The organism is Acinetobacter sp. HA, assembly GCF_000264725.1.
Classification (GTDB): domain Bacteria; phylum Pseudomonadota; class Gammaproteobacteria; order Pseudomonadales; family Moraxellaceae; genus Acinetobacter; species Acinetobacter schindleri.
Genome location: NZ_AJXD01000026.1, coordinates 1 through 13,637, shown reverse-complemented (window position 1 = coordinate 13,637; position 13,637 = coordinate 1). Strand labels below are relative to the sequence as shown.

The following is a 13,637-nucleotide window of genomic DNA, read 5'->3' as shown; positions in this document are numbered from 1 at the left end:
GCTAACCGAAGTTATAACGTGAAATCCGTAACTATTGAAGATATGCCAGAGCAGCAAAAAATTTCAGATGCATTCTTCAATGAAAAGCTGATTCCCAATACGATTGATGCCAAAACATCTGATCTCTATAACACTCAATAATGCCCAGAGCCTCGACATTTATCGAGGCTTTTCCTATTTTTATAAATAGCCTAAGCAAATCTAGGAGATTTTCCATGTTCCAGATTCCAGAACTAAATTATGCCCAGATTCGAGCAAAACTACTTGCGCGTGAAGAAATCGCCATTGTCGATTTACGTGAAGAACATATCTATGCACAAGCTCATCCCTTATTTAGCACCAATATTTCTCTTTCACGTTTAGAAATCGAAATTTTGAATCGTATACCACGTCTAGACACCACAATCGTACTCTATGATGATGCAGATGGCCGAGTAGAACGTGCTTATCAAAAATTAATTCGTTATGGATATCGTCAGGTTCATGTATTGAAGGGAGGTACCCAGGCATGGGCACGTGATGGGGGTGAATTATTTATCGATGTGAACTCTGCAACCAAAGCCTTTGGTGAATGGGTTGAATACTATAAACATACGCCGTGGCTGAGTGCCGAAGAGGTCCAAGAAAAAATTGATGCGAACGACAATATCGTCATTTTAGATGCCCGTCGTTTTGATGAATATAACACTATGAGTATTCCATCCGGTCAAAGCGTGCCAGGTGCTGAATTGGTTTACCGTGCACCGAACCTGGTGAAAGATGAAAATACCACCATTATTGTGAACTGTGCAGGACGTACCCGTAGCATTATTGGTACACAATCATTGCTTAATGCCAAGATCCCACATCCGGTTTATGCACTGCGAAATGGCACGATTGGTTGGACGCTTGCGGGTCAAAGTTTGGAACATGCTCAAACTCGATCATTTAAGGATGTGCAGACAGAGCTAAAACCGGAGCTTTTAGAAAATGCCAAAGTGCTGGCACAAAAAGCGCGTGTTCGAATCATATCTTTTGAGGAGCTTCAAAAACTACAAGCTGAAACTCAACGTACAACCTATATATTTGATGTCCGTGATGAAGATGAATATATCCAAGGTCATCTGGATGGTTCGCGTTGGGTTGTAGGTGGACAACTGGTTCAAGAAACAGATCACAACGCAGCAGTCCATGGAGCACGAATTGTACTCATTGATGATCAACTGATTCGTGCCTACATGACTGCATCTTGGTTAGGGCAGATGAACTGGGAGGTTTATGTGCTAGAAACAGATTTTTCAGAAATATTAACCACACGTGGTACGTGGATACCAAATTTACCAATAGTCAATACTGTTGAATTAATTAGTCCAGAGCAATTGCAAGAATTAAAATCAACTCAAAATATCGCGATTTGGGATGTGCAGCCTTTTGCACTGTATAAGAAAGCGCATATTCCGGATGCTGCATGGCTACTTAAGGCCGAAGCAGTTGAACGAATTCAACAAGCTGCATTTCAGGCTAAAGACGCCGTAGTTCTCACATGCGGTCGTTCAGTTTTGGCCCATTATACTGCGGAAGAAATTAAAGCATTTCATAAAAAAGTGTATGTACTTGATGGTGGTAATGTTGCTTGGGAAAAAGCAGGCTATGCGTTAACTGTAGACAATGTACAAGCACTTTCACCGCAAATTGATCGTTATAAACGTCCATATGAAGGCACGGATAACTCACATGAAGCAATGCAAGCCTATCTGGATTGGGAGTTTGGTTTAGTCGATCAACTTAAAAAAGATGGGACACATGGATTTTTCACCATTTAATTCTTACATCAATAAAGTCGCCACGGCGACTTTATTGATTTGAAGCATCTATGTAGCATTGACTGTGCATTTATATGCTTATTCGATAATATAAAACCAATGATAACGATAAATTAGAACTCCTCATGATGCGGTTAATCCTCACAATTTTAATTTTTATAATCTCGCTTCCTGCGCTGTTTTTTTACGGACTATTTTTATACAGTATTTTTTTCCCAAGTTTACCCATGGATTATCCTTTAACCGTCAAATTTTTTATGCTGACAGGTGTGCTCGCGTGGGGAATGCTATTTTATATGGCTATTTTATGGATTAAACATCGTCAAATACCTAAAAAATTTTCAGCCAGTGCAACACTATTGGCCATTTTAGGGTTAATTCCATTTATGATTCGACTAGACGCCATTATCTTTCTGGCATTACCTGCTTTCTTATTTGTAATTTATCTTTGTCATTATAGTTGGTCTACTCCAGTAACGAGCAAACACGTATAAAGGTGTTTCAATCTTATCTTTAAACATGCATTTCAAAATATATAAAATCAGCATTCCTCAGTGAAAGAGTTTAGAAAATGTGAACTTCCTGTCATACTACCTGGCATAAAGGAAACATCTAGTTAGAGGTAATTATCGTGATTTCAGTGGGTATTGTGGGTGGCACAGGTTATACAGGCGTTGAACTTTTACGTCTATTACTGCGACATCCAAACGTTAGCGTCAAAGCACTGACATCACGTACCGAAGCAGGCCGCCGTGTAGACGATATGTTCCCAAGCCTGCGTGGTCATACTGATCTTGAATTTTCTGATCTCAGCCTTGATTTATTAAAATCTTGTGATGTCGTATTTTTTGCGACACCCCATGGCGTTGCGATGAAACATGCAGAAGAACTGCTAGCTGCCAATACCAAGGTAATTGACCTTGCCGCAGATTTCCGTTTACAGAATTTGGCGCAGTTTGAAAAATGGTATGGCATGGAACATGCTTGTCCATCTATATTACAAGATTCTGTATATGGTCTGTCTGAACTGAATCGTGACAAGATCAAACAGGCGAGTGTGATTGGTAACCCGGGTTGTTATCCAACAACCGTGCAGCTCGGCCTTGCACCAGTATTAAAATCTGCGGAAGCCTTAGTGAAACCTGAAAGTATTATTATTGATGCTAAATCAGGAGTTTCAGGTGCAGGTCGTAAAGCCAGCCTAGGCATGATCTATTCTGAAAATGCAGATAACTTTAAAGCTTATGGCGTAGCAGGTCACCGTCATCATCCTGAGATTGTAGAAGCGTTAGAAAATATCTCAGGTCAAAAAGGTGTATTTGACCATATTTTATTTGTACCGCATCTGGTGCCAATGATTCGCGGTATGCTGTCAACCATTTACATTGACTTGACTGAAGCAGGCCAGACAGCAGATTTGCAGGCACTCTATGAACAGTTCTATGCCAATGAACAGTTCGTTGATGTCATGCCATCAGGCAGTTCGCCAGAAACCCGTTCAGTACGTGGTGCCAATGAACTCCGTATTGCACTGTACAAGCCTCAACCAACGAAACTGGTTATTCTGGTAGCACAAGATAACCTGGTGAAAGGTGCAGCAGGTCAGGCGGTACAGAATATGAACCTGATGTTTGGCTTTGCTGAAAACGCTGGCTTGCAAAACATTGCTTTATTACCATAAAAAACGTATTACAACTTCACACACATTTGAATTTCGATTTAAATGTGTGTCTTGAAAAAGATAGAAGAGATGACAATGCCGAATAATGAGCCTCACGATCTGACCACAGATGACAAGAAGAAAATGCCATTTCTGAAAGGGAACACGCCACTTGCGATAGGTGCTGCAATTCTGGTACTGAGTAGTGGTTTACTTGGCTATTCGATAGGTCATCGTCAAGGTCTGACCGTTGTAGGTTTTGAGGCGGATGCTGAACAGCTGGTTGAGGTTGTACAAAAGCAGAAAGCCAGTCTGGAAACACTGAATAAAACCCTGAATACAGCAACGCAGGAACGTGATCTGGCCGTAAGTAATGCCAATGACCTGTATCTTGCGATGAATAAAACCCGTGATGAATATACGCAGGCAGAAAGCCTGGCGACCTTATATCGTGAAGTACTGCGTCAGCGTGGTGGCATGCCTTTATCTGTTCAGCATCTGGCAGTAAAGCCTCTGCCTGAAAATGCCTTTGAATATCAGCTTGATCTGATTCAAGTAAGTCCAAGCAAAGGGCGTGTTTCCGGTTCGGTTGAATTGCGCCTGATTCGGGGAACTGAAATTTTAGTTGTGCCTTTGGCAGATAAAAACTTCAATTTCGAAAATTATGAACGTCTGACTGGTCGTTGGACGATGCCGAAAGGTTTTGTACCAGAATTTATAGAAGTTCGCCTGACTGGTACAAGCAAGCCTGTTACCCGCCGTTTTAGCTGGAGTAAGGGCGAGGCAATTGAAAATCAATCTGCATTCCTGTCAGAGATTCCTCAGACAGAAGCCAATGCAAACTAAAGTGTGAAATGTAAATCTTATGCCTAGCAACAAGCGTCATATTTGTTTAAGTGAAATCAAGAATTCTTTTAATCAGTCCGGTGTGGTTGACTGGCACATAAGCCCACGCTTGGCAAATGACCCTTTTCATGACGAAGATGCTGATATTGCAGTACAAACAGCACCGCCAGAGTTGAAGCGTCCACCGATGTATGCAGTGGTATTGATGAATGACGATTACACCCCCATGGAGTTTGTAATTGAAATTTTACAACAATACTTTGCAATGAATCTTGACCAAGCTACGCAAGTAATGCTAACTGTACATTATGAAGGAAAAGGTGTTGCTGGCGTCTATCCAAGAGACATTGCGGAAACGAAAGCGAACCAGGTCAATAATTACGCTCGATCACAAGGTCATCCTTTACTTTGCCAGATAGAGCCTAAAGATTAAGGGGGTTGCATGCTCAGTCGTCAATTAGAAGTATCACTACGTTTGGCTGTTAGCATGGCTCGTCAAAAGAGACATGAGTTTCTGACAGTAGAACATTTATTATTGGCTTTACTCGACAACGATTCTGCCGTGAATGCCCTTAAAGCATGCGGTGCAGACATTATTGTACTGCGTAAAGAACTTGAAGAATACGTAGAACAACACACTCCAAAACTCGGCGAAAATAACGATCAGGCACCTCATCCGACTGAAAGTTTTGACCGGATCCTGCAGCGTGCCATTTTCCATGTACAGTCAAGTGGTGGAGACCGTACGGTAGAAGGTGCGGACATTCTAGTTGCGATGTACTCAGAGCGTGATTCGTTTGCAGTGTATCTGCTGAAACGTCATCAGATTAACCGTTTAACCTTGACTCAATATCTGTCGCATGGCACCCGCAAGGAAGAAGTGCAGAACGAAGAAGAAATTGAGGAACTGGACGGCGAAACCGGATCATCCAATGCTTCAGGTCCATTGGATCTTTATACCACTAACCTGAATCACGAAGCGCAAAAAGGTAAAACTGATCCATTAATTGGCCGTGAAAAAGAAATTGAGCGTGCTGCACAAATTCTTTGTCGCCGTCGTAAAAATAATCCGTTGCTGGTCGGTGATCCGGGTGTGGGTAAAACATCGATTGCTGAAGGTCTGGCTTGGCTGATTGTCAATGGTAAAGCGCCTAAACCATTAGAAAACGCCGAAATCTATAGTCTGGATATCGGTGCACTGGTGGCAGGAACCAAATACCGTGGTGACTTCGAAAAACGTCTGAAACAACTTCTCAATGCCTTGAAGAAAAAACCGGATGCAGTGCTGTTCATTGATGAGATTCATATGATCATCGGTGCAGGTTCTAGTATGGGCAGCACCATGGATGCTTCGAACCTGATTAAGCCAGCACTGGCAAATGGTTCATTGCGTTGCATAGGTTCGACCACATTCCAGGAATACCGTCAGGTCTTTGAAAAAGATCATGCTTTATCGCGCCGTTTCCAGAAAATTGATGTGAATGAGCCTTCAATTTCTGAAACTATTGATATTTTACGTGGTCTGAAATCTAAGTTTGAAGATTTCCACCATGTTCAATATGAAGATCAGGCTTTGGTATCAGCGGTAGAACTGTCAGCGAAGTTTATTAATGACCGTTTCTTGCCAGATAAAGCCATTGATGTGATCGATGAAGCGGGTGCGCAACGCCGTTTAAAAGCCGAGCAAGACGATAGCCTGATTACGGTAGAAAATATCGAAGACATCGTGTCGAAAATTGCCCGTATTCCACCAAAAACAGTTTCTAAAGATGACAAGACTGTATTAGAAAATCTTGAGCGTGATTTGAAACGTGTGGTGTTTGGTCAGGATGAAGCCATTGAAGCACTCGGTTCCGCAATCAAGCTGTCTCGGGCAGGTCTGAAATCTCCAGATAAGCCAGTCGGTAGTTTTGTCTTTGCTGGTCCAACGGGTGTCGGTAAAACTGAAGTCACCAAACAATTAGCAAAACTGATGGGCGTGGAGCTGGTTCGTTTCGATATGTCTGAATATATGGAACGTCATGCGGTATCCCGTCTGATTGGTGCACCTCCAGGCTATGTTGGTTTTGACCAAGGTGGTTTGTTGACCGATGCGATTCACAAGAATCCACACTGTGTATTGCTACTGGATGAAATCGAAAAGGCACATCCGGATGTATTTAACTTGTTGCTACAAATTATGGATCATGGCTCATTGACTGATAACAACGGTCGCAAGTCAGACTTCCGTAATGTGGTGCTTGTACTGACCACCAATATTGGCGCCGAAAGCATTTCACGTGTCAGTATCGGTTTCATGGAACAAGACAACAGCAATGATAACCAGGAAGCGATGAAAAAAGCATTCTCACCTGAATTCCGTAACCGTCTCGATGGTGTGATCCAGTTCAAGGCCTTGCCAAGTACGATCATTGAAAATGTAGTCGACAAGTTCTTAACCGAATTGCAGGCACAGCTAGATGAGAAGAAAGTTATTCTGGAAGTGGATCAGAGTGCACGTGAATGGATGGCTGAAAATGGTTACGATCGATTGATGGGCGCGCGTCCAATGCAGCGTCTGATTCAGGAGCATTTGAAAAAACCATTGGCAGAAATGATTCTGTTTGGTGAGCTGGCAGATAATGGCGGTAATGTTGCTGTATCTGTGAAGAAAGAAAATGGCAAAGCTGTAGGCTTGAAACTTGAAGTGTTTGAAGATCAGACTGCTGAACCAGCCTAAATTCTACTCATCGTAAAATAACCCGTGCTTGCACGGGTTATTTTATTTCTTTATTGCTATGATCTGATCAGGATTTATTGCCTGGCTAAGATTTAACAAGATATGGAATTTCAGTTCACTAAACTTATTACGACTTTTTGTCTGTTCCTGGTCACGGCGGTGATGGAAATTCTAGGCTGTTATTTTCCCTATCTGATTTTGAATCAGGGAAGAAGTCACTGGTTATGGATTCCGACAGCTCTGGCTTTGGCAGCTTTTGTCTGGTTATTAACTTTGCATCCAGCTGCTTCAGGCCGGATCTATGCAGCTTATGGTGGTATCTATATCTTTACTGCTTTGATGTGGTTGCGTTTTGTGGATCAGATGAGCCTGTCTCGATGGGATTTGCTTGGTGGTGCAGTGGTGATATTTGGGGCGCTGATTATTATCATGCAACCCCAAGGTTTAATCCGTTGATTTACTTCCTGTAGAAACTTAGTTCCCTTTACAGTCCTTCTGCGATATTTCAACGTCATAAGATCGAGTAGTGGAACTCAGTTCTAGCATCACTTTATAGGGATTTTCTAACTGATAACGGTGCTCAAAGAAAATACCGCAGTTCTGTAATAAGTTTTTGCGGATAAGCTGAGTCACTTCCTTAGGACCTAGATCTTTTTCAAACTGGGCAAAGTCTGGAGTAATAATTAAACCTTTTAATTCGGTTTTATTAGCAGTGAGTTTCAGTTGTTCAATAATCGTGTTGTGATCAATTTGCAGGGGAAAAGTTTTAGAATCTTCCGCACTTAATACAGCCAGCATTTCATTGAGTTCTGCTTTTTTCTTGATTTTAAATTTTGAATCAATGATCTGTTGCTGTTGCAGGTATTGATCAAATTCGGAAGCATAAACCTGGCTACTAAGAAAACTAATGCCAAGGGTTAAAGCAGTGAATAGATTTATTTTATATTTCATGTAAGGCCACAAATTATTACTGTGTTTTGCGGAGTATAAGAGCATGAATAAGATCTGTACGCAACTCTACCTTGGTTAATTCTCCTGCCTCCTCAGATTTCTTCTTTTTGCTTATTTTTAAATATTGAAGTTTAAAAGACTTTTTATGTGAAAAATCTATTAATAATTACACTTTATTTTTTGTGTTGGATTTCATCTAGGTTTATAGTCTTACACCTCCCCACGCAGCATACCGGTAAGTACGTAGGGTGCATGCAAAAAAATATCTAAGTTTAAAGGCATAAAATATTGACCTATAAACAAGAAACTTCAATGATTTAAAAATAAGGATGTCATATTTTGAGTCAAGCTTATTCCAAGCAGGAAAAAAACAGTCGTATTAAAGGAATCGTCGGGGCAGCCTCCGGTAACCTGGTCGAATGGTTCGATTTTTATATCTATGCTGTATTTGCGGTTTATTTTACCAAGGCACTCACTGCACCAAATATGGACAGTTCAACTCAGGCAATTTATGTCTGGGGTGTATTTGCTGCCAGCTTCTTTATGCGCCCAATAGGTAGCTGGCTATTTGGCCGTATTGCCGATAAACATGGCCGTAAAAAATCCATGGTCATTTCGATCTGTTTAATGGCCATCAGTTCATTCCTATTCGCAGCTTTACCAACTTATGAGCAGGTGGGTATGGCAGCACCATTCTTGCTGCTGCTGGTGCGTCTGTTACAGGGCTTATCAGTCGGTGGTGAATATGGCGCTGTTGCGACCTATATGAGTGAGCTGGGTTTAAAAGGTCAGCGTGGATTTTTCTCATCTTTCCAATATGTGACCTTGACCGGTGGTCAGTTGCTGGCAAGTTTACTCGGGGTTATTTTCCTGGGCTTTATGAGCGAACAACAGTTACTTGATGGTGGCTGGCGTATCCCGTTTGTGATTGGTGGTATTGCGGCAATTGTTTCTTTATTGGCACGTAGCCGTCTTGAAGAAACGCTATCTACGGAAGATAGCGATAAGGAAGATTCAGGTACACTTAAAGAATTGTTCAAAAACCATTGGAAAACATTCTTGCTGGTGGTTGGCTATACTTCAGCGGGTTCACTGAGCTTCTATGTGATTACGGTTTATTCAAAAACCTATTTAACCAATATCGGTATTGATCCAAAGACTGTCGGATTTATTATGACGGCCTGTATCTTTATATTGATGATTGCACAGCCAGTTTTTGGTGCTTTATCGGATCGAATTGGTCGTCGTACCTGTATGCTGCTGTTTAGTGGGTTGATGGCGATTGCGATTTATCCGGTCATGGCGGTCGGTATGCGAGTCTTCAGTGATACCCCAGTGATCGTTGCATTATTGCTGATTTTCCTGATGATGTTACTGAGCCTCTATACCTCGATTGGCGGTATCGTAAAAGCAGAAATGTTCCCACCACATGTACGGGCTTTAGGAGTAGGTTTCTCTTATGCAGTGGGTAATGCCGTCTTTGGTGGTTCAGCACCTTCGGTCGCATTACAGTTTAAATCAGCAGGTATTGAAAATACCTTCTTCGTGTATGTCATTGTGATGCTGATTGTATGTTTCTTCTGTAGCTGGCAATTACCGAAAGAACCAAAATATTTAAAAGATGATCATTAATCTTTGAGCAATAAAAAAGCACCAAATTCGGTGCTTTTTTATTAAAAGAACACTTAGTCTTTTTTCAGATTTTCATTAATCAGAAATTCAACCAATGCTTTCTGAGCATGTAGACGGTTTTCAGCTTCATCCCAAACCACAGCATTTTTGTGATCCAGCATATTCTCTGAAATTTCTTCGCCACGGTGTGCTGGCAAACAGTGCATAAACAGGCAGTCGGGGTGAGCCAGATCCATCAAGCGCTCATTGACCTGATAATCAGCAAATGCTTTTTCACGGATTTTCTGTTCTTCTTCCTGTCCCATACTTGCCCAAACGTCAGTTACAATCAGGTCAGCATTGACTGCTGCATCTTCAGCTGAGTCAACCAGCTCTACACAGTGTGCAAATTCAGACAGGAATTTTTCTTGTGGCTCATAACCTTTAGGAGCAGCAATTTTCAGCTTAAAGCCCCACATATGCGCAGCTTCAATATATGAATTACACATATTGTTGCCATCACCGATCCACGCCACAGTTTTACCTTCGATTGGACCACGATGTTCCAGGTAAGTCTGCATGTCAGCAAGCAGCTGGCAAGGATGGTGGTCATCAGTCAGAGCGTTAATCACGGGTACTTTTGAATAAGAAGCAAAGCGTTCAACGATGTCATGACCAAAAGTACGGATCATCACGACATCAAGCATGCTTGAAATAACACGTGCAGAATCTTCGATAGGTTCGCCACGGCCCAATTGAGTATCACGTGAAGACAGGAAAATTGCGCTGCCGCCGAATTGGGTCATGCCAGCTTCAAACGAAACACGCGTGCGGGTACTGGATTTCTCAAAAATCATTCCCATAACTTTACCAACAAACGGTTGGAAAACTTCATTGTTATGCTGTTTGCGCTTGAGCTCGATGGCGCGTTGCAGTATCTGGTTAAGTTCTAAAGTCGATAGATCGCGTAAAGTCAGAAAGTGACGGAGAGCCATTCGTTACTCCACAATAATTGCTGAAAAACTGGTTCAACAATTAGTTGTTGGTTAGTTAAAAAAATACGGAATCGGCTAATATACTATATGAATAGGAAATTGCAAAAAAACTAGACTTTTTGATGACCGTCCAGGAAACGATCGACACAATAATTCACATATTCGACAGTTTCCTGATCAGTTTCATCGCTTGGCAAACCCATTAAAATGCGCCATTACATATTTCTTAAAATACCGAAATATAATTGTGCAGAAAATAATGGATTTGGACAGCTGAGCAGACCTTTGGCATGTGCCTGTGACAAAACTTCAGCAATAGAGTGCTGGATATGTTTTGGCCCCTGTTCATGAATATGTCGAGCAATATCCAGATTGCGTCCACTTTGTTCCAGCACCAGCCGCATAAATGCGGCATTTTCCGGCTGTTTGATATGTTGGTAGAAGTTCAGCAAGGTCTGAATCAAATAGCTTCTAAAGTCTTTAGAACTGTTTAAAGAAAAGGGGAGACAAATATCTTTAAAGAACTGGGTACGGCGATAATCACAAATCGACTTAAACAGGCCTTCTTTATTGCCAAAGTATTTATAAATAGATGCCTTGGAGCCACCGGCATGATTGACAATATCATCCAGTGATACAGCATCATAACCATGTTCCAGGAACAGCTCTGTTGCACTGATCAAAAGGGCGAGACAGCGCTCATGACCACGCTTGGTCTGTGGCACATCTTTGGCTAAGGGTTCCAGTTGAACGAGATCCTGCATATTGACGACTAAATCAGCACTTTTCGATTATTTCAGTTGCCATCATAACAAAGTTGTGCGCACATTTCATGGAGACTGCTGTATCTATTATCTCGACTAAGATTTATGCTAAATCTATCCGCATTATTTGACTAAAGTTTTAGAGTTTTTATTCTATCAGGCCATGGATTGAGCGTTTTGAATAGGTATACTCGAACTTCAATAATTATAGCCAACACTGTGGAAAGGGAAGATGACACAACAAATGTCTGCAGGTTTAAAGTTTAGAGAAGCATTAGAAACTGAGAAACCACTACAAATCATTGGAACCGTAAATGCCTATGCAGCCATGATGGCGAAACAGGTCGGTTATAAAGCCCTTTATGTCTCTGGTGCCGGTGTGGCCAATTATTCTTATGGATTGCCTGACCTGGGTATGACCAGTCTTGATAATGTCCTTGAAGATGTACGCCGTATTACTGAACGTGTGGATACGCCATTACTGGTAGATATTGATACAGGCTGGGGTGGTGCATTTAATATTGCTCGTAGCATTAAGCAGATGATTGCAGCTGGCGCAGCAGCAGTACATATTGAAGACCAGGTAGCACAAAAGCGTTGCGGCCACCGTCCAAATAAAGAAATCGTATCGCAACAGGAAATGGTAGACCGGATCAAGGCGGCAGTGGATGCCAAAACGGATTCTAACTTTGTGGTCATGGCACGTACCGATGCCTTGCAAAAAGAAGGCTTACAGGCTGTGATTGATCGTGCTTGCGCCTGTGTAGAAGCGGGTGCGGATGCGATCTTTGCTGAGGCAATGACGGACATCACCATGTATAGAACAGTCTGCGATGCGGTGGGTGTACCTGTTTTGGCAAATATCACCGAATTTGGTGATACACCGTATTACACCACCGAAGAACTGGCTGAGCAGGGCATTCGTATGGTGCTATATCCACTGTCAGCTACCCGTGCAATGCAAAAGGCGGCTTTAGAAGTGATGCAGTCGATCCGTCAAAACGGTACTCAGGTAAATGTACTGGACAAAATGCAACAACGAAAAGAACTCTACGAATTTTTAGATTATCACAGCTTCGAAGACACATTAGATAAACTGTTTAAGCAGGAGAATTAAAACAATGGCTGAAGGAAAAGTACTCACTGGCGCAGGATTGCGTGGACAAGTCGCAGGGAAAACGGCACTTTCAACAGTAGGCAAAAGCGGTGCAGGACTGACATATCGTGGTTACGATGTGCAGGATCTGGCAGAACACTGCCAGTTTGAAGAAGTAGCCTATCTGATTTTCTTTGGTGAATTGCCAACTGCCGAGCAGCTTGCAGCTTATAAGGCAAAACTTAAGTCATTACGTCGCCTTCCGCAAGCACTGAAAGAAGTGCTGGAACGCATTCCGGCGGACTCGCATCCAATGGATGTGATGCGTACCGGCGTCTCCATGCTGGGTAATCTGGAAACAGAAAAGTCTTTTGCTGAACAGCAGGATGTAGCGGATCGTATTCTGGCAACGCTACCCGCGATTATCTGTTACTGGTATCGCTATAGCCATGACGGCATCCGTATTGATGAAAATACCGATGATGATTCAATCGGTGCTCAATTCCTGCACTTACTGCGTGGTGAAAAGCCAAATGCGCTGCATGAGCAGGTGATGAATGTATCACTGATTCTATATGCAGAGCATGAATTCAATGCTTCAACTTTCACCGCACGCGTATGTGCATCGACATTGTCTGATTTGCATTCTTGTATTACCGGTGCGATTGGCTCACTACGTGGTCCCCTGCATGGTGGTGCCAATGAAGCCGCGATGGATATGATTGAAAACTGGACGTCGCCAGAAGAAGCTGAGCGTGAAATGCTGGGTATGCTGGAACGTAAAGAAAAGATCATGGGCTTCGGTCATGCAATCTACAAAGACAATGATCCGCGTAACGGTATTATCAAGCAGTGGTCAGAGAAGCTGGCGAAAGATGTAGGCGACACCGTACTTTATCCAGTCTCAGTCCGTTGTGAAGAAGTCATGTGGCGTGAGAAGAAATTATTCTGTAATGCTGATTTCTTCCATGCATCTGCTTATCACTTCATGGGTATTCCAACCAAACTGTTTACACCGATCTTTGTGATGTCACGCGTTACCGGTTGGGCAGCGCATGTGATGGAACAGCGTGCAGATAACCGTATTATCCGTCCAAGCGCAGACTATACGGGTCCGGAACTACGTAAAGTGATTCCAATTGCTGAGCGCGGCGCTGTAGCAGTTTAAGTTACAGCTATTGTAAATAAAAAAA

The 13,637-nt window shown here is 42.4% G+C and carries 11 protein-coding genes and 1 pseudogene; 9 read left to right on the top strand and 3 right to left on the bottom strand.

The window, feature by feature from the left end; all coding sequences use genetic code 11:
* Nucleotides 1–215 precede the first annotated feature (215 nt).
* The 6 genes from HADU_RS06785 (at nt 216) to HADU_RS06755 (ending at nt 7,483) form a co-directional block, all read left to right on the top strand.
* Complete coding sequence (locus HADU_RS06785; protein ID WP_008304710.1) at nt 216–1,802, top strand: rhodanese-like domain-containing protein; 1,587 nt, start codon at nt 216–218, stop codon at nt 1,800–1,802.
* Between the two features lie 625 nt (nt 1,803–2,427).
* Entirely contained in the window at nt 2,428–3,483 is a 1,056-nt protein-coding gene (argC, locus tag HADU_RS06775) for an N-acetyl-gamma-glutamyl-phosphate reductase (protein WP_171056655.1), read from the top strand.
* Nucleotides 3,484–3,558: 75 nt separating this feature from the next.
* Entirely contained in the window at nt 3,559–4,308 is a 750-nt protein-coding gene (locus HADU_RS06770; RefSeq protein ID WP_008304705.1) for a DUF6776 family protein, read from the top strand.
* Nucleotides 4,309–4,327: 19 nt separating this feature from the next.
* Nucleotides 4,328–4,741, top strand: a complete 414-nt coding sequence (gene clpS / locus HADU_RS06765) for an ATP-dependent Clp protease adapter ClpS (RefSeq protein WP_008304704.1) — start codon at nt 4,328–4,330, stop codon at nt 4,739–4,741.
* Between the two features lie 9 nt (nt 4,742–4,750).
* Entirely contained in the window at nt 4,751–7,027 is a 2,277-nt protein-coding gene (clpA, locus tag HADU_RS06760) for an ATP-dependent Clp protease ATP-binding subunit ClpA (protein WP_008304701.1), read from the top strand.
* A 102-nt stretch (nt 7,028–7,129) separates the two neighbouring features.
* Nucleotides 7,130–7,483: a YnfA family protein gene (locus HADU_RS06755; protein WP_008304699.1), complete on the top strand. Its 354-nt coding sequence runs from the start codon at nt 7,130–7,132 to the stop codon at nt 7,481–7,483.
* A gap of 18 nt (nt 7,484–7,501) precedes the next feature.
* On the opposite strand, the gene HADU_RS06750 is transcribed toward HADU_RS06755, so the two are convergent.
* Nucleotides 7,502–7,978 carry a hypothetical protein gene (locus tag HADU_RS06750; RefSeq protein WP_008304697.1) on the bottom strand — a complete coding sequence of 159 codons (477 nt, stop codon included), beginning with the start codon at nt 7,976–7,978 and terminating at the stop codon, nt 7,502–7,504.
* A 339-nt stretch (nt 7,979–8,317) separates the two neighbouring features.
* Between HADU_RS06750 and HADU_RS06745 the strand changes: the two genes are divergently transcribed.
* On the top strand, nt 8,318–9,610 hold the full coding sequence (locus HADU_RS06745; protein WP_004894557.1) for an MFS transporter: 1,293 nt from the start codon (nt 8,318–8,320) through the stop codon (nt 9,608–9,610).
* A 53-nt stretch (nt 9,611–9,663) separates the two neighbouring features.
* Here HADU_RS06745 and argF read toward each other — a convergent pair whose 3' ends face one another.
* Both argF and HADU_RS06735 read right to left on the bottom strand, forming a co-directional pair.
* A complete protein-coding gene (argF, locus tag HADU_RS06740) occupies nt 9,664–10,584 on the bottom strand; it encodes an ornithine carbamoyltransferase (protein ID WP_004812788.1) in 921 nt (306 codons plus the stop codon).
* 110 nt (nt 10,585–10,694) lie between these two features.
* Nucleotides 10,695–11,348, bottom strand: a pseudogene (locus HADU_RS06735) (TetR/AcrR family transcriptional regulator).
* Between the two features lie 232 nt (nt 11,349–11,580).
* Here HADU_RS06735 and prpB point away from each other — a divergent pair.
* Entirely contained in the window at nt 11,581–12,465 is an 885-nt protein-coding gene (gene prpB / locus HADU_RS06730; protein ID WP_004810717.1) for a methylisocitrate lyase, read from the top strand.
* A 4-nt stretch (nt 12,466–12,469) separates the two neighbouring features.
* Nucleotides 12,470–13,612 (top strand): 2-methylcitrate synthase, encoded by a 1,143-nt coding sequence (gene prpC / locus HADU_RS06725; protein ID WP_004894563.1) that lies wholly within the window; start codon nt 12,470–12,472, stop codon nt 13,610–13,612.
* Nucleotides 13,613–13,637 lie beyond the last annotated feature (25 nt).

Excerpts from the sequence above, each read along its gene's own strand:
- clpA (WP_008304701.1), top strand. The coding sequence starts at position 4,751 with ATGCTCAGTCGTCAATTAGAAGTATCACTACGTTTGGCTGTTAGCATG.
- HADU_RS06785 (WP_008304710.1), top strand. The coding sequence starts at position 216 with ATGTTCCAGATTCCAGAACTAAATTATGCCCAGATTCGAGCAAAACTA.
- clpS (WP_008304704.1), top strand. The coding sequence starts at position 4,328 with ATGCCTAGCAACAAGCGTCATATTTGTTTAAGTGAAATCAAGAATTCT.
- prpB (WP_004810717.1), top strand. The coding sequence starts at position 11,581 with ATGACACAACAAATGTCTGCAGGTTTAAAGTTTAGAGAAGCATTAGAA.
- prpC (WP_004894563.1), top strand. The coding sequence starts at position 12,470 with ATGGCTGAAGGAAAAGTACTCACTGGCGCAGGATTGCGTGGACAAGTC.
- argF (WP_004812788.1), bottom strand. The coding sequence starts at position 10,584 with ATGGCTCTCCGTCACTTTCTGACTTTACGCGATCTATCGACTTTAGAA.
- HADU_RS06750 (WP_008304697.1), bottom strand. The coding sequence starts at position 7,978 with ATGAAATATAAAATAAATCTATTCACTGCTTTAACCCTTGGCATTAGT.
- HADU_RS06770 (WP_008304705.1), top strand. The coding sequence starts at position 3,559 with ATGCCGAATAATGAGCCTCACGATCTGACCACAGATGACAAGAAGAAA.
- HADU_RS06755 (WP_008304699.1), top strand. The coding sequence starts at position 7,130 with ATGGAATTTCAGTTCACTAAACTTATTACGACTTTTTGTCTGTTCCTG.